Origin of the sequence: Pantoea sp. T14 (genome assembly GCF_036663535.1) — a bacterium.
Classification (GTDB): domain Bacteria; phylum Pseudomonadota; class Gammaproteobacteria; order Enterobacterales; family Enterobacteriaceae; genus Pantoea; species Pantoea phytostimulans.
In genome coordinates this window covers 138,363-162,119 of sequence record NZ_JAWUEB010000025.1, presented here as the reverse complement: position 1 = coordinate 162,119, position 23,757 = coordinate 138,363, and the positions used below count along the sequence as shown (strand labels likewise).

Below are 23,757 nucleotides of genomic sequence, written 5' to 3'. Positions count from 1 at the left end.
CAAACTGGAGGTGTACGTGAAAACGTTAAAAGGACCCGCTATTTTCTTATCACAATTTATTGGCCAGCAGGCGCCTTACAATTCACTGGACGGGTTGGCGCAGTGGGCTGCAGCGCTGGGTTATAAGGCGCTGCAAATTCCCTGCAATCACCCCTCTATTTTTGACCTGGAAAAAGCGGCGTCGAGCCAAACCTATTGTGATGAAGTCAGCGGATTGCTGGCACAGCACGGTTTGGTGATCAGCGAATTATCCACGCATCTGGAAGGGCAGTTGATTGCGGTTCATCCGGCTCACGATATTGCGTTTGACGGGTTCGCCCCGGCGGAAGTGCGCGGCAACAATGCGCGGCGCACCGAATGGGCCATTAAAACGGTAAAGCTGGCGGCAGCAGCGTCAGCTAATTTGGGCTTGCAGTCGCATGCGACCTTTTCTGGATCGCTGGCGTGGCCCTATTTATATCCCTGGCCACCGCATAATCCACAGTTACTCAGTGAAGCTTTCGCAGAGCTGGCGCGCCGCTGGGAACCAGTTTTAGACGAGTACGATCGTCACGGCGTAGATGTTTGTTATGAAATTCATCCCGGCGAAGATTTACATGACGGCGTGACGTTTGAACGCTTTCTGGCGCTGCTGAAGAATCATCCGCGCTGTAATATCCTGTTTGATCCCAGCCATTTGCATCTTCAACATATTGATTATTTACAGTTTATTGATATTTATCATTCGCGTATTAAAGCTTTTCACGTGAAGGACGCTGAATATGTGACTAATGGGCGCAGCGGTGTATATGGCGGTTATCAGCGCTGGATTGATCGTGCAGGGCGCTTTCGTTCACCGGGCGACGGACAGATTAATTTCAACGCCATTTTTAGCAAACTGGCGCAATACGACTACGACGGTTGGGCCGTGCTTGAATGGGAATGCTGCCTGAAAGATGCCGACACTGGCGCACGTGAAGGCGCTGAGTTTATCCGAAAACACATTATTCCCGTTGCCGGGCGCGCCTTTGATGATTTTGCCGCACAGGGCGATCAGCGCGAGAGTGTGCGTGCGCAACTGGGTTTGGATAAAGGGGCCTGAAATGATCAAAGTAGGCATTATTGGCACCGGTTTTATTGGCCCGGCGCACATTGAAGCGTTACGTCGCTTAGGAAACGTCGAGGTTGTGGCGATTTGTGATTCCAGTCAGCCTGCTGCGCTGAAGCACGCGGAGCAATTGAATGTGCCGCATGCGTACAGCGAGGTAAGCGCATTTCTCAATCATGCGGGATTAGAGGCGGTGCATAACTGCACGCCGAATCATTTGCATGCTGCAATTAATCGCCAGGTATTACGCGCCGGTAAGCATCTCTTCTCCGAAAAACCGTTGTGCATGACGGTGGATGAAGCGCATGAGCTGATTGACCTTGCAGAGCAAGCGGGCGTGGTGCATGGCGTCAGTTTTGTGTATCGCCAGTTTGCGCTGGTGCAACAGGCTGCCAGCATGATGCGCCACGGCGAGCTGGGCCGGCTATTTTCAGCGCAAGGCAGCTACTTGCAAGATTGGATGCTGGAGGAAACGGACTTCAACTGGCGTGTTGATGCAGCAAAGGGCGGCGCGTCACGTGCCGTAGCAGATATCGGTTCACACTGGTGCGACACGGTTCAGTTTGTCACGGGCAAAAAAATTGTCGAAGTGATGGCCGATCTCGCTATTGTCTGGCCGAAGCGCAAGGCCAGCGTCAATAGCGCATCAACCTTCAGCGGCAAGCAGGACGATGTGCAGTATCACACTCACGACGTCACCACCGAAGATATGGGGTTTGTGCTGTTTCGCTTTGAAGATGGCAGCAAAGGCAGCTTTAACGTGTCGCAGGTTTCGGCGGGACGAAAAAATCGTCTCAGTTTTGAGGTAAACGGCAGCGCGGCATCGCTGGCGTGGGACCAAGAAACGCCTCAGCAATTGTGGATCGGTCATCGTCATCAGGCTAATCAGCTTTTATCTGACGATCCTTCACTACTGAACGCTGATATTGCTGCACGTGCGCGTTTCCCCGGCGGGCACATTGAAGGTTGGCCTGATGCCTTCCGCAATATGATGCAGCAGTTTTATCTGGCCGTGGCGCAGAGCACACCACCCACGCGTGACAAGGCGACGTTCGCGACTTTTTATGATGGCGCGCAGGTGATGTCCGTGGTTGACGCCATTGTCAAAAGTCATCAACAGCAGCGCTGGGTTAAGGTTTAAGCCTTCAGGCATGGCGGTGCTAACTTATTGCTTAGCGGTAATTTATGGTAGCCTGCATGCCATCAATGTTGTTGCGGGATCTGTTGCTTCATGTCGATTCAAAAAATCGCCCAGCTGGCGGGCGTGTCAGTTGCCACCGTCTCTCGGGTGCTTAATAACAGTGATAGCGTGAAGGAAGCAAACCGCGCCAAAGTTTTACGGGCCATTAAAGAAAGCAACTACCAGCCTAATCTGCTGGCACGCCAACTGCGCACCGCGCGTAGCTCAATGATTTTGGTGATGGTGTCTGATATTTCTAATCCATTTTGCGCTGAAGTGGTGAAAGGGATCGAAGCCCAGGCCGAGAAAAAGGGTTATCGCATTCTGCTGTGTAATTCCGGCTCGGATATCGAACGTTCGCGATCCAGTTTGCAACTGCTGGCCGGCAAAATCGTTGATGGCATTATCACTATGGATGCGTTTAGCAAATTGCCGGAATTAGCGCATCTGATCGGCACTACACCCTGGGTTCAGTGCGCTGAATATGCTGACGCGGGCGCTATCTCCTGTGTCGGTATCAATGACAGAGAAGCGTCACAACAGGTTGTACGCTACCTGGCTCAGAACCGTCGTCAGCGCATCGCATTGATCAATCACGATCTCAGCTATAAATATGCTCAGCTGCGTCAGCAGGGTTATCAAACTGAACTCCAGCAGCATCAGCTCGAATGGCAGGCGATTGCCTATGCCAGCGCGTTGAGTTTTAGCGCCGGTAAACACGCCATGGAAACATTACTGGCGGCTGAGAAGCGGCCCGATGCGGTATTCGCGGTGTCGGATACGCTCGCGGCGGGTGCGATATCCGCCATTCAACAGGCCGGTTTACGCGTGCCGCAAGACATTGCCGTCGCCGGATTTGACGGCACCGAATTGGCAGAAATGGTTTCGCCACCGCTAACCACCATCGCACAACCTTCGCGTGATATTGGCCGTAAAGCGTTTTCACTGTTACTGCAAAAAATCGACGATCCTGAATCGCCCGCCGAGCGAGTGTTAATGGATTGGCAATTGATCGTGCGTGCCAGTACCTGATGCACGGCCTGATTTAAGCCGTTTATCGACCATTCAGAAAACCGTTTGAGATCATTGCGGTGGCATGTCGCAAAACATCTGCGCCGCTAAAACCGGTATGTGCGCCGGTTGTTCTGAGTTGCACCAACGGTACCAAAATCAGGCTTATCAGCGAACTCATTAACAGTGCCGGTTCAAGATCGGCATTGAGTTTGCCCTCTTGTTGCCATTTCTGAATGATAGCGACCGCTTTTTGCCGTTCGTTATCGCCATGTTTCGCCTTTAGTCGCTGACGAAAAACCGATTCTCCCGAGGCCATTTCTTGCATCCACAACGGTGCGAACCAGACATGCTTCTCTGCAGTTTCAATCATCTTCTCTAAAATCAACGTCAGGGCGGTGCGAGGATCGTCGGCATGTTGATCGAATATGGCAGCAATATCATGGCGAAGCGGCAAAAATCGCTCGGCAATAATGATATCCAGCAACGATTCTCGTGACTGAAAGTAGTAAGTCAGCATCGCGGCGCTGACTTCTGCTTTACGGGCAATGGCATTCAGCGACGTCTCGGCAATGCCTTTTTCTGCAAATAATGTCAGCGCGATAGTCAGTAAATGTTCGCGCTGCTCGGCATTGATGGCGCCACCGCGCGGACGTCCGGGACGACGCTCTTTCGCTTGCGCTGCCGTAGAGAGTGAACCTGTGTTTTTTGCGGACATTATTCGTGAACCATTGACGGGAGAAACATTATGGTCGATATTAAACGTGCATTTAATTAATTACAAGCGGTGAAGTTATGGAGTCAAAAATGCTGATTCATCAATCGGTTAAGCAGCAACCTCAAACACAGTCGGTCGGCTTGCTGATTGCGGCCCTGATGCTGGTGATGTTGCTGTCGGCGCTGGATCAAACCATTGTTTCAACAGCATTGCCCACCATTGTGGGTGAATTTGGCGGCCTCGATAAGCTGACATGGATCGTGACGGCTTATACGTTATCTTCAACCATTGCGGTGCCGCTTTACGGCAAGTTCGGCGATCTGTTTGGTCGCAAAAAGATGCTGCAAATCTCAATCGTGCTGTTTTTGATTGGCTCAATGTTGTGTGGGTTAGCGCAAAATATGACGCAGCTGATCTGGACGCGTGCATTACAAGGTTTGGGTGGTGGCGGATTAATGGTTGTCACTATGGCCGCAGTTGCCGACATCATTTCGCCCGCCGAGCGCGGACGTTATCAAGGCCTGTTTGGTGGTGTGTTCGGGTTAGCCACCATTTTGGGGCCGCTGATCGGCGGTTTTATGGTTGAGCATATGTCGTGGCGCTGGATTTTTTATATCAATCTCCCGCTCGGCCTGCTCTCTTTGATCATTATTGGCGTGGTGTTTAAATCGGCTAATAAACGCAATGAACATGAAATCGACATTCTCGGCGCGGTGTACCTGACCATGGCGCTGGTGGGCATTACGCTGTTTACCAGTGAGGGCGGCAGCGTTCATGCGTGGTCCGATCCTCAACTCTGGTGCATCCTGGCTTTTGGTCTCGTGGGCTTGATTGGCTTTATTTATGAAGAAAGGTTAGCCATTGAACCGATCTTGCCTCTCTCGCTGTTCCGCAACCGCAGCTTTTCACTGTGCAGCTTAATGGGATTTATCGTTGGCATGTCGCTGTTTGGCAGCGTCACCTTTTTGCCGCTCTATTTGCAAGTGGTGAAGGAGGCAACACCGACGCAGGCAGGATTGCAGTTGATTCCGTTGATGGGCGGATTATTGCTGACCTCAATTTTCAGCGGTCGTGTTATCAGTAAAACCGGGCGCTATCGCCTTTTCCCCATCATGGGCACCTTGTTGGCTTCCATCGGTTTAGGGCTGTTAACCACGATTACGCTGACCTCGCCGATTTGGCATCTCTATCTTTTCACTGGGCTGCTGGGAATGGGATTGGGAATGGTGATGCAGGTTTTGGTGCTGGTCGTGCAGAACACCGTGGAAGTCCGCATGTTGGGCGTGGCCACATCGGCGATAACGCTGTTTAGATCGATTGGTGGCTCGATTGGCGTGGCGCTATTTGGCGCAATCTTTACCCAGGTTTTGCAGTCGTCATTGATGCAACGCATCGCTGAAGGAACCGAACTGCCGCATGGGATGAACCCGGTTGCGATACATCATTTGCCTTCGGAAATTAAAGAAGCCTATCTGCAATCTTTTGGTCAAGGCATTCATGCTGCGTTCCTGTTGGGCGGTTGCATGATGTTATCCGCTTTTGCGTTATCGTGGTTTTTGAAAGAAGTACCGCTGAAAAAATCCGTCTAAACATTCTCCTTTTCTTACCGCACGACATCAGGCCACTAAGCCTGATGTCGTCTTCGCGATCAGGTCGTCATGTTGTAGCGCGTAATAATATTAATTTTAGAGTAGGGTGCTGCGCTTTCCGTTTTGGGGATAAAGCCGTGAAATTCCAGTAATGCCTTGAAAGCGTGTTGCGCATCCAGCTGCAAATTATGTTCAATCAACGCATCTATTTTGCCCGCCTGCATTAAGGCACGGTTTTCACGATCGAGGTCGTGACCAATAAAGGTGTTAATTAAAATCCGTTGCTCGTCAAACGCGCGCAGAATACCCGCATTGCCGCCGCCAACGGTATAAACTGCATCGGTTTCAGGATGAGATGTAAGAAAATCGGTTACTGATTGATAAGTTAAATGATCAAGCCCAAAACCGGCGGCGACAACGCTGACACGATGTTGTGGGGCAAATTGCTGCATGGCGGCAACAAATCCTTCTATACGCTCTTGTTCGCCAATAAATTCCTTACTGCCAGTGATCGCCATAATGTGTGACTTCTCAACCCGCAGCCATTTTGCCATCAGGAACGCAGCGGCCTTGCCCGCATCCACATTTTCCATGCCGATGTAGCGCAATCGTGCGCTGGACGGAATATCGGACATCACTGTTACCAGCGGGACTCGCTGTTTCATCAGGGCATCAATAGTTGGAATGAGTTGTTCTGAATTGGTGGCTTTTAAAATTACGCCGTGGCTGTGGACCGCGCATTTCTTCAATACTGTGTTGATCTCATCAATCGTCATGTTTTCGCTGCAATGAAAGCGCAGCTGAATTTTGAAAGATGAAAAACCGGCAATTTGGCTGCTAAAGGCTTCTCGCACCAGTTCGCGAAAGCGATCAGGCGTATGCATGATCACATCAAAATAAAGCGTTCTGCCTTTCGCGAGTCCCGCTTTTTGCAGCAGTTCTAAATCAGCAATAGCTTGCTGGATGCGATGTTGAGTTTGTGGATGCACTTTGCCGCGATTATGCAATGCGCGATCAATGGTGGCGAGACTCAGACCAGACTGCGCGGCGATCTGTTTCAGGGTAAATTTAGGCATAAATTGCAGGGCTTTTTTGAGGTTTATTTGAGGTTAGAGAATCGCAATGTAGCCTGTGCTTTCGTCAGGTGCAATCACTGTTCACGTCGCACAATTTATCTTGATCGATCCCAAAGCGGCATGTGACTTTAACGCTGCGTATTAACGCGTTTGTCTCCTTTTTCAACGAATTTTGACGCTGCGTACGTTGACCATTAATGCGCATCTGTTTGATTAAATTCCCTTTTTGAACCATGTTTTTAGGCAGCTGCCCATTTTTTACGGGTGATTTCTTAACGCTCAGGGGATCGCAGCAAGGAGAGACAATGAGATTCGATTGGCAAGAAGCTGGACTGACGGCGGACGAAAAAGCTGACAAAGTACTGAAAGCCATGACGGAAGAGGAGAAGTTCGCCTGGCTTTCGGGACCTATGGCGATCCCCTTAGATGATGAGACGCTACCAGACGGTGCGATTGGTTCAGCGGCTTACTACCCCGGCATTCCCCGCTTGGGCATTCCGGCCATGCAGCAAAGTGACGCCAGCCTTGGCATCACGGCGTTAGGCGACGTGCGACCGGGTGATAACGCGACCGCGCTGGCGTCGGGCTTGTTGCTCGCCGCTACGTTTAACCCTGAAATGGCGGAACGCACTGGCGAAATGGTGGGGCGTGAAGCTTTTGCTAAGGGTTTCAATGTGCAGTTGGCGGGTGGCGCCAATCTAATTCGCGAGCCGCGCGGCGGGCGCAACTTCGAATATCTTTCTGAAGATCCCGTGCTTACCGGTGTCATGGCTGGTCATTCGGTGCGCGGCATTCAGTCGCAGCATGTGGTTTCTACCGTCAAACATTTTGCTGTTAATCCTCAGGAAACCGGGCGCGTGGTGGTCAGCTCTAATCTGAGTGAATCCGCAATGCGTGAATCAGATTTGCTGGCTTTCGAGATTGCCAATGAGATCGGTCAACCCGGATCGGTGATGCCAGGTTACAACCTGGTGAATGGCGAATGGGCCACAGAGAACACCTTTTTGCTGAATGACGTGCTGAAAGGGGATTGGCATTATCCCGGCTGGGTGATGTCAGATTGGGGCGCCACGCATTCAGCCGCTAAAGCTGCGCTTGCTGGTCTGGATGTACAATCGGGTGCCAATCTCGATCAGCAGGTTTGGTTTGATCAGCCGCTTAAGGATGCTGTGACGGCAGGTGAGGTACCACAAAGCCGTATTGATGACATGGTGCGGGGCATCTTACGCAGCTTGTTTACCGTGGGTGCCATCGAACATCCGGCACAACCGCACGGCGATATTGATTATATGGCCCATCGTCTTATCGCCCAGCGCGAAGCTGAGCAGGGCATTGTGCTATTAAAAAATAGTCATCAAACGCTGCCGTTAAAACGGGGCGCGGCCAAACTGTTGGTGGTGGGGGCCCATGCCGATCATGGCGTATTGTCCGGAGGCGGTTCATCTGCGGTCACGCCGGTGGGCAGCTTGCGCTTACCGGGTGTGGATTTTATGGGCATCGAGACCGAGAAAGTGTTTCATCCCTCTTCGCCGTTTTGGGGGATTCGTGCAGAATCAGGCGCGGCAGAAGTCACTTATCTCAGCGGTGAAAATATTGCAGAAGCCACTGAACAGGCGCGCACAGCTGACGCAGTGATTGTCTTTGCGGAAGAGTGGCGATCGGAAGCGCTGGATGCGCAGGGCCTTTCGCTTAGCGATGAGCAGAACCTGTTGATTCAGGCGATTGCGGCGCAAAACCAGCAAACCATCGTGGTGCTGGAAACGGGCGGTCCAGTGACGATGCCGTGGTTAGATGCGGTAGCGGCGGTCGTTGCAGCCTGGTATCCCGGCTCGGGCGGGGGCGAAGCTATCGCCGGCGTTCTGTTTGGGCGGGTTAATCCATCAGGACGTTTACCGATTACGTTCCCAGCCTCAGAAGCACAACTGCCACATCCTGAGCAAATTGATCCTGAAAGCACCACTTCGCTGCCGGGGATGCCCGTTAAAGGCGGGATTATTCCTGTGGATTACGATGTAGAAGGTTCAGACGTCGGCTATCGCTGGTTTATGCGCACACAGCAAACACCGCTATTTCCCTTTGGTTACGGCCTTTCTTATACATCCTTTGATTATTCTGATCTCAGCGTCACGGCTGAAGGCTCAGACATTAACGTGACGCTGACTGTAACCAATAGCGGTCAGCGAACGGGTGCTGACGTGCTGCAAATCTATCTTCATCCAGTAGATCAACGTTATGTATCACGCCTGGCGGCCTTCCGGCGTGTGGAGCTACAGCCTGCGGAAAGCCGTCAGGTTCGCTTAACGCTTGAGCCGCGGGTGATCGCTTGCTGGGATGAAGATCAATCGCAATGGCTGATTGAGCAAGGACGTTATCAGGTTTTGTTGGGCAAAAACGCCTCAGAAACCGTTTTGAGTACGCATGTCGATTTGCCGGGCCGCACATTCGGTTATCAGGCGTAAAGGTTAGCAAGGCGGATGGGAAATCAACCTCTTAGTGAGGAGGCAGACAGCGATAATTTACGATGCGACGTAAGCACTGCTCATCTGATCAGTGCTTGCCGATTTTGTTTTTCTCGCGCCAAATTGTTAGGCTGTATATGCATACATCGGTTGGAGGTTGTGTGAACAACGATGAAGAGTATATTTCTGTAGATATACGCGCCATTGTGGGCGCGGCGGTGACTAAATTGATTGAAACGGGCCGACCTGTCCATTTCCACGAAATCACAGATGCCCTGTTTCGCATGAGCGAAGAGAGCGGCGATTCCAAAGTACAGGAACTCTGTAAGCAAGCGATTGGTTTTTTCGCTCGTAAAATGCACTGATCCTCGAACGTTTCTGTTTAAGAAATTTCCTGAAAACCATTCAAATATCCCTCTGGCTTCTCGCCTGAGGCGATTATCTGCCAGGCTAATCTTTGTATGCTGTTGTGAACGCAAAAGCGGGCTTTAAAGGGAGAAAGGCGATGAAATTACAGATAACGCTGGCAGTACTTGCGGCGCTGTCCTGTTGAGTGGTGGCAGCAAAAGGTGGGTTCGAAACAGCAAGCCATCAAGGTGTAAAACCTGATACTCATGGTGCTATCGAAACGGTAGAAAAATAGGCGAACTGTTACTGAAGGGATTCAAAAAAGTGCAGCCTGCGTTATCAGCCAAACCTTAACGCAGGCGTGTTATCAGATACCGGCGTCGTCTGGCGTGCGGCCAACAACGATTTCCAGCGTCTTACGCAATACATCCAGTTTAACCACGTCTGAGGTGCTTTCCAGTTCGGCAATAAGATACAGGATGATGGCTTTGTTAGTCACATACCCCTGATCGGTGACGATGTTTTTGATCACCGTACCCAACAGCTCAGTTTCTGAAGCCAACTGATCGCCTGCGCTACGAAAATACTCGATAATTGCTGAGTTTGAAGTGTCTTGTTGCATGGTCATATTTCTCTGAGGAAAATTTAAATAAACGCATTCCGGTGTAAACAGAAAGGAGTGTAGTACATGTTTGTCTTTTGCCCGGAGTCAGCTACAAACATTTCTTAATCTCCTGCCGCACCTGATTTTTTTTCCAGCTTTACCATGATGGAGTCACAAGGGTTCAGTGCTTTTTTGAACCTTCTGGTGGGCCTTCACTGTTAAATCGATGCGTTATATTTTCTCGATCAGGGAAATCGAGTTTGCTTCGCTTGCTGGCAGCAGCCATTCCTTTACGCACTTCAGTTACCGCGCCTTTGATAGCACGCACCATTTTTGCGTCTTCTGCAGCCGCAGCCATGACTTCAAGCTGCGCGATAAGCGCAGTACTCGAAACAGGGCTGTCTGACTTTAGCAATGTCAGCACTGCTTCGCCGATCACCACATCCGTCAGTTTTTCTTCATCACTTCTGTACATACTGGCTTCTCTGATTACGATTTTATGACCACTTTCAGGGCGTGATTGCGTCAACAGATGCCATGCGCCTGACATCTGTTGACCTTATCGGGTAAAGCGGCCCTCAGTCTTCCGGATAAAGTCCGATCAGAATTTTGCTAAAATAAAGCAAGTTAACTCTTTGAAACCCGGATATTGCTGCGGAACGATTATCCTTCACGTCCGAATAGCATGCCGATCAGTTCCTGGTAATGGTTCTCTTCTTCAGTGCTGGTAGCTTGATCAAGACGACGAAGCAGCTTGCCGCAAATCGCTTTACGGCTAAGCGTGTTACCGGCACGAAGGATTTCAACCACGATTGCGCCTAACGTCTCTTGCTGCGAAGGCAAGTTGGCTTGGTTGAAGTAACGGGCAATGTCGCTGGTTGTATCAGGTGCATGACCGTTCTGGCGCATGTTCAAGTCCTCAGTGGTTAAAAATATACCCTGTTTATTGAGCGGAAGTTATACATCTTTCAAAAACTTGTACAGGATTTTGGTTTTTTACTGGCGGGATTTTTGTGCAAAAAATGCTAAGCGTTATAAAACAGAGGGTTAGAGAGAGGTCTAAAAGCGGTTTTTACTCACCTGTTGCGCTGATTCTTGTCCAGGATTTTGTATAAGGGAAGAATAGCGTCTTTACGAAGGTGCCACAAGACGGTGGCACGTTCACGATAAACTTAGGCATCTTTATCGTTCTTATTCAGTTGAATGTCATTGGACGAATGATCGGCTGACTCTTCAACATTACGTTGCCCTACAAGCCATTCAATTTGCGCGGGCTTACGATTGCTCACACTCCTGAAATCCGTTAGCCAGACCTTTGCGTTTTCTATTTTTAACAAGCGCGATTCGTCGGCTTCCGTTCCCGCCATAACTTTTAATTGCTGAATCAACGATTCAACACTGACTTCCTGGCGGGCAAGGATGAGAGCAAATGCAGCTTCGCCAATAATGACATTCGCTTTTTCTTTATCAGAAAAAAACATAATTACCTCCGAAGCTATTTATTATTCTTTACCGTAACATTTCATTTTAGCAGAGTACAAATGCATTTTTGTTAATCTGTTTTCAGGAGTGATTATTTAATTAATAGGTATTATTAATCAACGTTACCGGTAGTCTCATGCTATGCGTTTGCATGGGGTTAATACGATGAAGGGAATGGTAGCGCTATTATTATTCATAAAATGCCTTTTAATCACTCAACATTTTTTACTGCTTCAGATTAAAAAATCTGCTTGATCGCAAAAAAAAGCATCAGCATTTCACGCTTAATAATTCACTTAACTCAAATTGAATTCTGTCTAAAAAATCTGTGCGATTACCTGCTGATATTTCATCCTTTTTGCTGCGTAAATGACCGCGTTTCAATCTTCACGGACTGCGCCAAAAAATTAAATTCCTTTCTCTGTCAGTCCCTTTACAAAAAAGCCCATGACTTAACTTGCCTGAATCCCCCGTTACCCATTACTGTAAATATATACAGTTATTTGATTTGAGGAGGAAAATGTTATGGAGTTCATTAAACCTGCGGAGATCCGCGCCGTTATGCAATTGCCGCTTTATATTGAGCGTGTACCTTGTGGCTTTCCCTCGCCCGCTCAGGATTATGTCGAGCAGCGACTGGATCTTAATGAGCTGCTGGTTCAGCGGCCCAGCGCCACCTATTTTATTCGCGTGAGCGGTGACTCCATGATTGAAGCCGGTATCAGTGACGGCGATATGTTGGTCGTCGACAGCGCCATGAAAGCCGAGCACGGAAATATTGTCGTCGCTGCAATAGAAGGCGAATTCACCGTAAAACGCCTCCAGCTGCGCCCCTTTATTCAACTTATCCCCATGAACAGTGCTTACTCACCCATTAATATCAACAGCGAAGAAGGGCTGGAGATTTTTGGTGTAGTAACGTTTGTGATTAAATCGACACACTAAATTAAAAGATAACAGATGATCGAATTGAAGAGGTTTTACCGCGTAGAACGGCTTTATTCCTCTTTATCTGTTATTTGAGTTCAATCAGATATACCGCATGGGAAAAAACAAAGCGCGCGGCATAACCACCCGTTACGCTTTGTTTTTCTGCGCTTTTCCTACCTTTCTAAAGCCCTCTCGCTGGCGAGAAGTGAAATATTTTCCTATCTTTTATAATCCATGAAATAAATATTTCGCTCAGCGCATTACTCCGCAGCCTTATTTCTGACGCGGTATACATCGTGCTATGCAAACGGAGGAAGCATGACCCATAAGCGCAAAGCCTCATACGCCCAGACAGGGCCGGGGACGCCCACTGGACAACCTTTACCGGTTCCAGCCCACTTTGGACAACCCGCAAAGATAGATGTAGGTAGCGTGGAGCATGAAAAAGTAAGCTTCGAGAACTGGAAAGGGCAAGCCGATCGTCCCGAGCCTGAACCGCCAGTGGTGCTGCCGCCGGAAAAACGTCTTGGCATTGCTATCGTTGGGCTTGGGCGTTTAACGCTGAATCAAATTTTGCCTGCTCTTCGCCAAAGCCAATATGCCCGCCCGGTAGCGTTGGTTTCTGGTCGACGTGACAAAGCGCAAGTGGTTGCGGCGCAATACGGTATCGATGCAGATGCTATTTATAGCTACGACGAAATGGCGCGCATGGCGGAGAACAAAGCCATTGATGCGGTCTATATCGTGACGCCAAATGGCCTGCATCGCGATCATGCGGTAGCTGCGGCGAAAGCGGGCAAGCATGTGCTGTGTGAAAAGCCGATGGCAAACACGTCTGAGGAGGCGCGTGAAATGATCGCCGCCTGTAATGAGGCGGGTGTCAAACTGATGATCGCTTATCGTTGCCAATATGACGTGTTCAATCTCGAAGCGGCGCGGCTGACGCAATCCGGTGAGCTGGGCCGACCACGCTTTATTCAGGCTATTACCACTCAGGTGCAAGGCCCGGGCGAGCAATGGCGTATGCGTGCCGCATTAGCAGGTGGCGGGGCATTACCAGATATCGGTTTATATTGCCTGAACGGTGTTCGTACCATGCTGGCCGAGGATCCCATTGAGGTCTATGCGCAAATCATTAATCCAGAGCAGGATGTGCGCTACCAGGAAGTCGAAGAGTCGGTCACTTTTACGCTGCGTTTTCCGTCGGGCGTTATTGCTCACTGTATCACCAGCTACGGTGCGCATGAATGCAAGGATATGAACATCCGGTTAGAGAAAGGTTGGGTGTCGTTGGAAAATGCTTATGCTTATCAAGGCCAGCGCTTGTATGTCGCGCAGCGGCGCGGTGATGCTGAGCAGGTAAATGAAATCCGGCTTTCGCCCCAAGATCAGTTCACGCTTGAAATTGATCACTTCGCTTGCGGCATATTGCACAATCGGCCTTTCCATTCGCCGGGCGAAGAGGGGTTGCAGGATCACCTGCTGATGGAAGCAATTTATCGTTCTGCACGGGAAGGATTGCCAGTGAGGATAGATTATCCTTCTGAACATTCGCCACTGGCTGTAACGCAACGTTAAATCAGACAGAAAGCCGGGCATACCCCTTAGACGCGGGTTATGTCAGGTTTTACTCGCTCATCCGCGAAGGGGTTCACGGGCTAATTAACGCTTATAGATACATGTCATTATTAATCAAGAAAATAATAACGCGGTTAAATCTATTCCCCATGCTTATAAAATTTTTTATGTAAAGTGTTTAATAAAGAGAGGCGTTAATAGATTTTACAATTGTAAATTTGCGTCAATGAAGTTAAGTGTGTGTAATTCAAGTAGATAGGTCATTTTTTCAATTAAACCGGTGCTGTATAAATCCACGCACAGTTAATGTGCTAAAACACCCGGTATCCGCCATCATGACGTTATCTAAAAGAGTCAAATTCTTATTCTGTCTGTCGTTTGTTACTTTGGCGGGGTGCTCATCTCATTCTGCTACTGGCCATAAAAATCTGCCTGCGGATACAACTGATACCTATAGCCGTTCTGATCAGCAACCTGATCTGATTCCCGTCGTCGCAGCACTGCATGACCAAATGCATTCCTGGCAAGGCACACCTTATCATTGGGGTGGAACCACGTTAACCGGGGTTGATTGCTCAGGTTTTGTCTGGCGAACGCTGAAAGACCGTTTCAATCTTCCCATGGATCGCGTGACGACCACCCAGCTTATTCAAATGGGAAAACGTGTCGATGCCGAGCATCTTCAACCGGGGGATTTAGTCTTTTTCCGCATTAACCATGAAATGCATGTTGGCTTCTATGACACTGACCACCAATTCTTACACGCCTCTTCCAGTAAAGGCGTTATGCGCTCTTCGCTCCACAATCCTTACTGGAAACGCGTTTTTTATCAGGCAAGGCGTTTACCAAAAGAATATAACGCTGAAATAACCTTTAATGCTGAACCGAACGCAGTCACCTTGGCGAAAAACTAATTGTGCTGTTTATTCTGGCGCGAAGACGTGACCTGAGATGCGTAAAAATTAACGTTTCTCAGGCCATTGTCCGAGAAAGGACTCAGTCTAAATCTTTGCCGTTACTGGCAATCACTTTTTTATACCACCAAAATGATTTTTTACGGGTGCGCAGCAACGTTCCGTTTCCGTGATCATCGCGATCAACGTGGACAAATCCGTAGCGTTTACTCATCTCTCCGGTTGATGCTGCAACCAAATCGATGCAACCCCACGTGGTATAACCCATTACCGGAATACCGTCGGCAATCGCGTCTGCCATGGCGCGAATGTGCTCGCGTAAATAGCTGATGCGATAGTCGTCAACGATCTCGCCATCGGCATTAAATTCATCACGCGCGCCAAGACCATTCTCCACCAGAAACAGCGGTTTTTGATAACGGTCATACATCATGTTCATGGTAATACGCAGGCCCAACGGATCGATTCCCCAGCCCCAGTCGCTGCGCTTGATATGCGGGTTGGTTAATGACTTCACCACATTGGCGGCGCTGCTGTTGTTCTCATTCATATCTGCCGACGCGCAGCGTGACGCGTAGTAGCTGAATGAAACAAAATCGACGGTATTTTTCAGGATTTCAGCATCTTCATCCGCCATGACAATCTTGACATCTTTTTCGCGGAACACCCGTGCGGAATAAGAGGGGTAAGCACCTCGAGCCTGCACATCAATAAAGAACAGATTTTCACGATCTTTTTCTAATGCTGCCCACACGTCTTCGGGTTTGCTTGACCAAGGGTAGAAATTCCCGCCTGCTAGCATGCAGCCAACCTGATTTTCAGGATTGATTTCATGCGCAATACGGGTTACTTGTGCGCTGGCCACCAGTTCATGATGCGCCGCCTGATATTTCACCTGCTCTGGATTTTCACCCTCTTCAAAAACCAAGCCTGCACCAGAAAAGGGACTGTGCAGCAGAATGTTAATCTCATTAAAGGTTAACCAGTATTTCACCAGGCCATCAAATGCTTCAAAGCAGGTACGTGCATAGCGCGCAAAAAAGTCGATCATTTTGCGATTACGCCATGAACCATATTCGGTGACCAAATGCATGGGAACGTCAAAATGGCACAGCGTCACCAGCGGTTCGATGCCATATTGACGGCAGGTTTCAAACAGATCGCGATAAAACGCAATACCTTGCGGATTAGGCGTTGACTCATCCCCATTGGGGTAAATGCGGCTCCAGGCAATTGAGGTGCGAAAAACGGTGAATCCCATCTCAGCCATTAAGGCAATATCGTCGTGATAGCGATGATAAAAATCGATCGCCTCATGGCTTGGATAGAACTCATCCTGATGCAGGGTAAATCGCTTTTCCAGACCCAGCTTGACCTTCATGCGGTTGGATCCATGTGGGATCATGTCTACTGTAGTCAGTCCTTTACCACCTTCAAGATAACCGCCTTCTGACTGATTAGCGGCTAATGCGCCACCCCATAAAAAACCTTCAGGAAATGTCGATTCAGACATAAAAAACCTCAGTATCTGGCAACGATCGCCAGTCAATTAGCATTAACAGTTTTAACGGTGTCAGCGGAAAGAGGACTCGCTGATGTCGGCGCTGCTTCACTTTCCGGGATGTCTTCAAACCCTAAAATGAGCGTGAGAATAAAGGAGAGCACCACGGAAAGCACCATCACGGCAGCGACCCAGACGATGCTCATAGGGTTGGAGGGATCGAAAAATTGTACGCTGGTAAACAGGCCGGGAGAGGCCATCGAATGGCTGGCGAGCCCACCAATACCAGCAACCGCGCCGCAAATAAATCCACTGATTAAGCAGGCGATCAAAGGGCGCTTTAAGCGCACCGCCACGCCATACAGCGCTGGCTCAGAAATCCCGGCAATAATCGCCGAAGCCGCTGCGGCCAAGGCAGTTTGACGCAATTCACGATTTTTAGTCCTGAAAGCGACCGCCAAAGATGAGCCACCAAGTGACAAATTGGCACCAATTTCAGAAGGCATAACCATGCCTTCTTTACCGGTCTCTGCGATGGTTTGAATGATGGTTGGGGTAAAAACACGATGCATGCCGGTCATCACCAACAATGGCCATATTGCACCCATAATAGCGACAGAAAGCCAGCCCAGATAACCGTGAACGGTGTAGACGATTGCCGAAATGCCGCTACCAATCCAGATGCCCAGCGGCCCGATGAAGACAATCGCAATCGGGGCAGCGATCAACACAATCAGCATGGGTTTGAGGAAGTTTTTGGTTACCGCCGGCGTGATGTGATCAACGCCTCTTTCAATGTGAGACAAAATCCAGGTCATCACCAGCGCGGGGATCACGGTGTAAGTATATTTCACTGCTGTCACTGGAATAGCGGCAAATTCGACAACCTGTCCTTGTGCCGCTTTCGCCATCAGGTCAACAAAATTGGGATGAACCAGCACGCCAGCAATCGCAATGGCCAGCGACATGTTGGTTTTGAATTTAAGCGCAGCAGAAGCAGCCACCATCACCGGCAAGAAGAAAAATGCGCCATCGCCAATAACATTCAAAATGATCAGCGTTGAGGAGCCTTTTTCAAAAACACCGGCCATATCCAGGATCATGGCCAGCAGTTTTACCATGGAGCCGCCGATAATGGCGGGGATCAACGGTGACATTGTTCCGACGAGTGCATCAAGAATGCCTGCGCCTATCCCTTTCAAGGTTATTTTACGGGGTGCGGTTGAAGACGGTGCGGCATTCGGCGTCCCCAGTTTTAATACTTCCTGATAAGCCTTCGACACGTTGTTGCCAATGATAACCTGGCACTGCGTGTCGTTGTGAACCACGCCCATGACGCCATCAATAGATTTCAGTGTCGGGCTGTTGATCAACGAGGGGTCTTTCACCACAAATCTCAGGCGAGTCATACAGTGCGTGACCGCCTCAATATTATTCAGGCCACCTAGCGCATCAACGATAGCGTGTGAGACCTCAGCGTAGTTCTTCGGCATAGGTTTTATCTCTGTAGAGAAATCGGTAAGTGTTCTGACCGGTGTGTTACATCAACGATGCCAATGTCATTTGAATAATTCAGCGCTTTTTCAGCCTGGGCATCGCTTATGAAACCTCTGTAGGAAACCGGTTTCATAAAATCATGAAGATGTTTATCGATATGAACAAGAGATAAAATTTGTGAATTTTTCATTATGTGACGATGATCAACCTGAAGGATCACCGGGGCATGCAGTACAAATTGGAAAATATTTCAAAACAAAGAGTGACTTAGGTAGACTGCCAAAAAGAGGGCGATTCAGACGGCGCAATGATGGCAACAATACTTGAAGTGGCTAAAAAAGCCGGTGTTTCAAAAGCGACAGTTTCCCGCGTTCTGTCTGGAAACGGCTACGTCAGTCAGGAAAAGCGTGAGCACGTGCTGCAGGCCATTGCGGAAACAGGCTATCGTCCTAATTTACTGGCGCGTAATCTTGCGATAAAAAGCACGCAAACTATCGGGCTGGTGGTCACTAACACCTTGTATAGCGGCAATATCTTCAGCGAGTTGATGCTTCACTCAGCCCGCATGATGGAAGAACAAGGCCGTCAACTGATACTCGCCGATGGCAAACATACGGCTGAAGATGAAAGGGCAGCAATTCAGTTTTTACTGGATCTTCGCTGCGACGGCATCATTATCTATCCGCGTTTTCTCTCTATTGCTGAGATGGATGAGATCATTTCGCTCCACAAACAGCCCATCCTGGTCATCAACCGGCGATTGAGACGCAACGACAGTTACTGCATTTTTTCTGATCAAAAATTAACCAGCGCGGCGGCGGTAAAACATCTCATTAAATTAGGCCATCGCGATATCGCGTTTATTACCGGCTCACTCGATTCCCCAACTGGAATGGAACGCCTTTCAGGTTATAAATCTGCACTGGCTGAACAGGATATTGAGATAAATAACGCGCATATTGTGGAAGGAAAATGGACGGCGCAAAGCGGCGTGGATGCGGTTGATATATTGCTTAAGCGAGGCCAGACATTTAGCGCGCTTGTTGCCAGCAATGATGAGATGGCCGTCGGGGCTCTAAAGAGGCTGGCTGAATGCCATATTTCGGTGCCTTCTGCTGTGTCGGTGATTGGCTTTGATGACATTCCACTGGCGCCCTACACGATTCCTTCCCTCTCTAGCATGAAAATGCCCGTCACTGAAATGATCAAAGAGACAATCAATCGCCTGCTTTCCATGTTGGATGGTGGAGAATTTGAACAACAAAAAGTGTTTACGGCCAGCCTGATCGCGCGTGATTCTATTACGACGGGTCCTTATTTCCATCCTTAGAAAATTGTCGATCAAATAGCGTCTGGCGGTAATCCACCTTTATTACGCGGTTGTCTATCCATCAAAGAAATCCCCTTTTATTCTGTTTTAGTGAAAGAGATTTGTTCATTATCTCGCCAGGCTCAACTCCTTTTTAATTAAAAAAGCCTGTCACCAAGCGTTATGCCTCAGAGTGGGCCCGGATGATGCCGCTTCCGCATAAAAGCACCCGAGATGTCATGCCGTTTAGCATGGTTTTGAAAAATTAGTCGAAAAAAGCATGAATAATGAGCAAGTTGTTCATTAAGGCCAGATTAGACTTGATCAATTCTCTGCATCAGCAATACTGTATGGATATACAGTTTATCGGTAACGCTACGATGAAAAGCTTGCTGAGTCATCAATTAATTAAAAACAGTCCGCTTTTTATCACGTCAGGTGATGTGTTCACGCTGATTTGCCGATGCTTTCATTCCCTGGGCTACTATGTTTGCATTAGTCGACGTTAATAATTTTTATACCTCATGTGAAACCGTATTCAGGCCCGACCTGCGGGGAAAGCCGGTTGTCGTGGTTTCAAATAACGATGGCTGCATTATTTCGCGTTCAGCGGAAGCGAAAAAAATGGGCATAAAAATGGGTGCGCCGTATTTCAAAATCAGAGATGAATTACTTCATCATAAGGTAAAAGTATTTAGCTCAAATTATGCCTTGTATGCTGATATGTCTCATCGTGTAATGAGCACGCTGGAAGAGATGGCACCCGCAGTAGAGTTTTATTCAATTGATGAAGCTTTTATGAGTATGGCGGGCATCCGTAATTGTCGCGTGCTGGAGGAATTTGGCTACGAGATTCAGCAGCGTATCTGGCGAGAGACACATTTGCGCGTGGGCATCGGCATTGCACCAACCAAAACCCTGGCGAAGCTGGCAAATTACGCGGCAAAGAAATGGACTAAAACCCGCGGCGTGCTTGACCTCTCCAATAGTGAACGACAGAAAAAATTGATGGCGCTGGTGCCGGTTGAAGAGGTGTGGGGCGTCGGACGACGTATCAGCAAAAAGCTCAACGCTATGGGCATTATTACCGCCAAAGATCTTTCCGAACAAAGTACCTGGATCATCAGAAAACACTTCAACGTGGTATTGGAGCGCACCGTGCGCGAATTACGCGGCGAGCCCTGTCTGGAACTGGACGAATATTCCCCCAGCAAGCAACAAATCATGTGCAGCCGCTCTTTTGGTTATCGCATCACTGAATATGAAGAAATGCATCAGGCGATTTGCACCTATGCTGAACGTGCCGCAGAAAAGTTACGTCAGCAAAGGCAGCACTGTCGTTTGATCAGCGTGTTTATTCGCACCAGTCCCCATGCGGAAGGCGAAGTGTTCTATACAAATCAGGTAAGCGGTAACCTGCCAATTCCTTCAAATGATACGCGCGATATTATTCGCGTCGCCGTTCGTGCACTTGATGCGATGTGGAAAGAGGGTCATCGCTACATGAAAGCGGGGGTTATTCTCAGCGACTTTTTCAGTCAGGGCGTTGCCCAGCTTAACCTTTTTGATGAATTCCAGCCGCAGGCCAACAGCGCAGCGTTGATGCAGGTTATGGATCAGATCAATGAAAAAGAGCGCGGCCGTATTGGGTTTGCTGGACAGGGAACAGTGAAGTCATGGGCGATGAAACGCGAAATGCTTTCTCCGGCGTACACCACCCGTTTCTCAGATTTGCCGGTGGCAAAGTAGTCAACGGAAAACGGGATTGTTTAAACGTATCCGCTTTCTTACACACACATTAATCATCGAAAAGAGGGGGTGTTTCTCTTTTAATGATATTACAGCGATGTGTCCCATGTTGGTTTTCCAGAGAATGCGGCAGCCAAAAAGTCTATTAATACCCGGGATTTATGCGCCAGATATTTGGCTGGAGGATAGACGGCGTAAAGCCCCATTGGCGGCGCTTCAAAAGCGGTGAGGACAGACTGAATCTCGCCTCTTTTAAGGGCTTCGCTCACGACGAAAGTGGGGAGACGAGAGATTCCCAGCCCGGCAATAGCTGCATTCAGACACACTTCAGCATTGGATAATTTCATTCTACCTTGTACTGGCTGCGTAGAGATGCCCTGATTTTCATCCCTGAATGGCCACTGATACGGATCGCGAAAGTTAGTATCTACAATGCAGTCATGCTCAATAAGTTGTTGCCAATGCATCGGTACTCCCCTGCGTGAAAGGTATTCTTGAGAGGCAACCAGAACAATGCGGATATCGCTGAGCTTTCTGGCGATCAGATTACTGTCTTCCAGATTGCCAATGCGTAATGCCAGATCAAAACCTTCATCAACCACATTCACTGCGCGATCGGCAAAATGAACATCCAGCTCAATATCAGGATACTGACGCGCAAATTCGATCAAAAGATGCGGTAATTTCAATGTTCCAAAAGTGACGGGGGCAGAAATTCGCAATGTACCTGAGGGCGAATTTGACGTATTACGCACGGAATCATTGAGTGCATCATAGTCGGCGATAAGCTGCCTAATTTGTTCATAATAGGCACGGCCCACTTCGGTGGGCGTCAAAGAACGGGTGCTGCGTCGGAGTAAATTCACGCCAAGTTCACGCTCAAGACGAGAAATAAGTTTTGATGCCTGTCCGTGGCTGGTATTCAAACGCTGGGCAGCGGCGGTAAAACTCCCTGTTTCCATGACGGCAATGAACATGCGATCACACTCAATTCTTTCCATATATCCTCATTGAACACGTTAAATCTCACTAACCTCACGGCTAACCGAAGCTGTAGTAAAACCGATCCTACATGCAACAGCCTTTCGCTCTAATTTAATCGGAAGGTTGATGGCGAGCAGAACAAACAATAACGTTTTTTCTGTGAGCATATTTCACTTCGCATTGAAAGGAGCAGTGGCTGAGTGCGTTGCCACTGCTTTAATGAGAAATTTACATCAAATCGGATTACAACAGTGAGAAAGGATACTCAACAAAGACACGAACTTCATTACCGCCGATATTGTAATCGGCTGCATCTGACGAAACGCGTAGAATCGAATAACGCAATTTCAGTTTTAAATCTTTAGCGAATCCATCCTGAACTTTGTATTGGATCTGGTTAAAGAATTCATGCTCATGTCCATTGCTGGATGCCGAGGTTTTGATATTGTCACCGCGGACATACGCTGCATCATAGCTCAACCCAGAAACACCTAATCCCGCCAGATCAACCGAGTAAGCGACCTGCCAGGATCGTTCATCTTCACCATTGAAATCTGACCAATAGGAGTTCGCCAGCCAAATGGTATTGCCGCCATCGCCAGTGCCGCCCTGATTGCGATACCCACCATAATGGTATCCCGTGCTGCCACTGCTCTGCTGATAAGCCAGTTTAAACGTGTGAATATCCCACACGTAACTTGCCGCCAGGCTCCAGATGGAATTACTGCGCCCGGTATTTTGGCTGTCTGCATAAGAGTGATCGAGACGTGAGTTATAACCATTGAAATCGAATATTAGTGCCTGGTTAGCCACTAAAGGCTGGCGATAATTCAGATTCAGATATTGCTTGTTCAGAACATCCTGAACGTGCGAAGCGTAAAACCCACCGCTGAACTGATCGTTAAACTGATAGTGGGCGCCAGCAAAAGCCAGGCTACTGAGGCCGGTATCATGGCTGTCATCACTTTTCTGTTGTTCATCGGTAAAGTAACCCGCGCTGACATCCAGGCCTTCGATCTCCTGAGAGTCGAGCATAAAACCGGTATAGGTTTCGGCCAGCAGGCGGGAATCATCGCTGTTCAAAATGGGCAGAGCAGGGCGCTGTGTCCCGTAGCTCAGCACGGTATTTGAGAAGCGCATCTTCGCAGTAGCACCGAATTTAGCGAGGTCGGATTTTGCTTTTCCATCTTGGTCCTGAGCAAAAAAGTCGATGCCGCCAGCACCACTACGACCGCGTCCGCCATCCAAACGCACAGCATATTGAGCAATACCATCAACACCAAATCCTACCGGGCCTTGCGTAAAACCGGATGAATAGGTAGCAATAACGGCTTGGCCCCATTCCGCACGATCGCGTACGCCTTCATCTTTATAATCGCGCTTGATATAAGCGTTGCGAAGTAATACATCAAGATGGCTGTCTTCGATGAATCCATTATTTTGCTGCTCAGTACTGGCAAAGGCCGAATTCGCGCTGAGTGTCACGAATATGGCTAACGGCAAAGATTTGTTCACGTTCAATTACCCTGTCTATTTTATTTTATTCAGTAGATACCCTTTTCTCAGGCAGAGCAGACGCCTGAGGGCGAGCAATTTATCACTGTTTCAAAAAAGAGCAGGGAAAAGCTTTTATCGAATAGTGCGGATTCTGATTATAAATGTCAGGTGGGATAAATAATAAGCAATGACATAACTCACGCGCTGGTGGTAAGCGTGGTGCCTGAATATCCAGACACCACGG

Annotated in this window: 21 protein-coding genes; 11 read left to right on the top strand and 10 right to left on the bottom strand. The window is 48.8% G+C overall.

Features of this window, described 5'->3' with window-relative positions; all coding sequences use genetic code 11:
- The first annotated feature begins 16 nt into the window (after positions 1–16).
- The 3 genes from SC127_RS13570 to SC127_RS13560 all read left to right on the top strand — a co-directional run bounded on the left by SC127_RS13570 (position 17) and on the right by SC127_RS13560 (position 3,299).
- Positions 17–1,081: a sugar phosphate isomerase/epimerase family protein gene (locus SC127_RS13570; protein WP_332626907.1), complete on the top strand. Its 1,065-nt coding sequence runs from the start codon at positions 17–19 to the stop codon at positions 1,079–1,081.
- Position 1,082: 1 nt separating this feature from the next.
- Complete coding sequence (locus SC127_RS13565; RefSeq protein ID WP_332626906.1) at positions 1,083–2,228, top strand: Gfo/Idh/MocA family protein; 1,146 nt, start codon at positions 1,083–1,085, stop codon at positions 2,226–2,228.
- A 90-nt stretch (positions 2,229–2,318) separates the two neighbouring features.
- Positions 2,319–3,299, top strand: coding sequence for a LacI family DNA-binding transcriptional regulator (locus SC127_RS13560; RefSeq protein ID WP_215848495.1), 981 nt, complete (start codon positions 2,319–2,321; stop codon positions 3,297–3,299).
- Between the two features lie 22 nt (positions 3,300–3,321).
- Here the strand turns inward: SC127_RS13560 and SC127_RS13555 are convergent, their stop codons facing one another.
- Positions 3,322–3,996, bottom strand: coding sequence for a TetR/AcrR family transcriptional regulator (locus SC127_RS13555; protein WP_332626905.1), 675 nt, complete (start codon positions 3,994–3,996; stop codon positions 3,322–3,324).
- Between the two features lie 89 nt (positions 3,997–4,085).
- On the opposite strand from SC127_RS13555, the gene SC127_RS13550 reads away from it, so the two are divergent.
- The gene (locus tag SC127_RS13550) at positions 4,086–5,585 is read left to right on the top strand and encodes an MDR family MFS transporter (RefSeq protein WP_332626904.1); all 1,500 of its coding nucleotides are present in this window, start codon (positions 4,086–4,088) and stop codon (positions 5,583–5,585) included.
- A gap of 59 nt (positions 5,586–5,644) precedes the next feature.
- On the opposite strand, the gene SC127_RS13545 is transcribed toward SC127_RS13550, so the two are convergent.
- On the bottom strand, positions 5,645–6,661 hold the full coding sequence (locus SC127_RS13545) for a LacI family DNA-binding transcriptional regulator (protein ID WP_332626903.1): 1,017 nt from the start codon (positions 6,659–6,661) through the stop codon (positions 5,645–5,647).
- Positions 6,662–6,966: 305 nt separating this feature from the next.
- Between SC127_RS13545 and SC127_RS13540 the strand changes: the two genes are divergently transcribed.
- Both SC127_RS13540 and SC127_RS13535 read left to right on the top strand, forming a co-directional pair.
- Positions 6,967–9,120: a beta-glucosidase gene (locus SC127_RS13540; protein WP_332626902.1), complete on the top strand. Its 2,154-nt coding sequence runs from the start codon at positions 6,967–6,969 to the stop codon at positions 9,118–9,120.
- A 161-nt stretch (positions 9,121–9,281) separates the two neighbouring features.
- The gene (locus SC127_RS13535; protein ID WP_243079317.1) at positions 9,282–9,485 is read left to right on the top strand and encodes a hypothetical protein; all 204 of its coding nucleotides are present in this window, start codon (positions 9,282–9,284) and stop codon (positions 9,483–9,485) included.
- A gap of 350 nt (positions 9,486–9,835) precedes the next feature.
- On the opposite strand, the gene SC127_RS13530 is transcribed toward SC127_RS13535, so the two are convergent.
- The 4 genes from SC127_RS13530 to SC127_RS13515 all read right to left on the bottom strand — a co-directional run bounded on the left by SC127_RS13530 (position 9,836) and on the right by SC127_RS13515 (position 11,553).
- Positions 9,836–10,090, bottom strand: coding sequence for a biofilm/acid-resistance regulator YmgB/AriR (locus tag SC127_RS13530; RefSeq protein WP_215848487.1), 255 nt, complete (start codon positions 10,088–10,090; stop codon positions 9,836–9,838).
- Positions 10,091–10,253: 163 nt separating this feature from the next.
- The gene (locus SC127_RS13525; RefSeq protein ID WP_243079318.1) at positions 10,254–10,547 is read right to left on the bottom strand and encodes a hypothetical protein; all 294 of its coding nucleotides are present in this window, start codon (positions 10,545–10,547) and stop codon (positions 10,254–10,256) included.
- 188 nt (positions 10,548–10,735) lie between these two features.
- Entirely contained in the window at positions 10,736–10,981 is a 246-nt protein-coding gene (gene ycgZ, locus SC127_RS13520) for a regulatory protein YcgZ (RefSeq protein WP_215848486.1), read from the bottom strand.
- Between the two features lie 263 nt (positions 10,982–11,244).
- Positions 11,245–11,553, bottom strand: coding sequence for a hypothetical protein (locus tag SC127_RS13515; protein WP_332626901.1), 309 nt, complete (start codon positions 11,551–11,553; stop codon positions 11,245–11,247).
- Between the two features lie 526 nt (positions 11,554–12,079).
- On the opposite strand from SC127_RS13515, the gene SC127_RS13510 reads away from it, so the two are divergent.
- The 3 genes from SC127_RS13510 (at position 12,080) to SC127_RS13500 (ending at position 14,976) form a co-directional block, all read left to right on the top strand.
- The gene (locus SC127_RS13510; protein ID WP_215848484.1) at positions 12,080–12,499 is read left to right on the top strand and encodes a translesion error-prone DNA polymerase V autoproteolytic subunit; all 420 of its coding nucleotides are present in this window, start codon (positions 12,080–12,082) and stop codon (positions 12,497–12,499) included.
- Between the two features lie 303 nt (positions 12,500–12,802).
- Entirely contained in the window at positions 12,803–14,062 is a 1,260-nt protein-coding gene (locus SC127_RS13505) for a Gfo/Idh/MocA family protein (protein WP_332626900.1), read from the top strand.
- Positions 14,063–14,397: 335 nt separating this feature from the next.
- Complete coding sequence (locus tag SC127_RS13500; protein WP_332626899.1) at positions 14,398–14,976, top strand: C40 family peptidase; 579 nt, start codon at positions 14,398–14,400, stop codon at positions 14,974–14,976.
- 82 nt (positions 14,977–15,058) lie between these two features.
- Here SC127_RS13500 and SC127_RS13495 read toward each other — a convergent pair whose 3' ends face one another.
- The gene (locus SC127_RS13495; RefSeq protein ID WP_332626898.1) at positions 15,059–16,489 is read right to left on the bottom strand and encodes a 6-phospho-beta-glucosidase; all 1,431 of its coding nucleotides are present in this window, start codon (positions 16,487–16,489) and stop codon (positions 15,059–15,061) included.
- A gap of 32 nt (positions 16,490–16,521) precedes the next feature.
- Complete coding sequence (ascF, locus tag SC127_RS13490) at positions 16,522–17,970, bottom strand: PTS cellobiose/arbutin/salicin transporter subunit IIBC (protein WP_243079323.1); 1,449 nt, start codon at positions 17,968–17,970, stop codon at positions 16,522–16,524.
- Between the two features lie 314 nt (positions 17,971–18,284).
- Here ascF and SC127_RS13485 point away from each other — a divergent pair, with 314 nt between their 5' ends.
- Positions 18,285–19,304 (top strand): LacI family DNA-binding transcriptional regulator, encoded by a 1,020-nt coding sequence (locus tag SC127_RS13485; RefSeq protein WP_332627046.1) that lies wholly within the window; start codon positions 18,285–18,287, stop codon positions 19,302–19,304.
- A 465-nt stretch (positions 19,305–19,769) separates the two neighbouring features.
- The gene (gene umuC, locus SC127_RS13480; RefSeq protein ID WP_332626897.1) at positions 19,770–21,032 is read left to right on the top strand and encodes a translesion error-prone DNA polymerase V subunit UmuC; all 1,263 of its coding nucleotides are present in this window, start codon (positions 19,770–19,772) and stop codon (positions 21,030–21,032) included.
- An 89-nt stretch (positions 21,033–21,121) separates the two neighbouring features.
- On the opposite strand, the gene SC127_RS13475 is transcribed toward umuC, so the two are convergent.
- Both SC127_RS13475 and SC127_RS13470 read right to left on the bottom strand, forming a co-directional pair.
- Positions 21,122–22,033, bottom strand: a complete 912-nt coding sequence (locus tag SC127_RS13475) for a LysR family transcriptional regulator (protein ID WP_332626896.1) — start codon at positions 22,031–22,033, stop codon at positions 21,122–21,124.
- Between the two features lie 226 nt (positions 22,034–22,259).
- On the bottom strand, positions 22,260–23,531 hold the full coding sequence (locus SC127_RS13470) for an OprD family outer membrane porin (protein WP_332626895.1): 1,272 nt from the start codon (positions 23,529–23,531) through the stop codon (positions 22,260–22,262).
- Positions 23,532–23,757 lie beyond the last annotated feature (226 nt).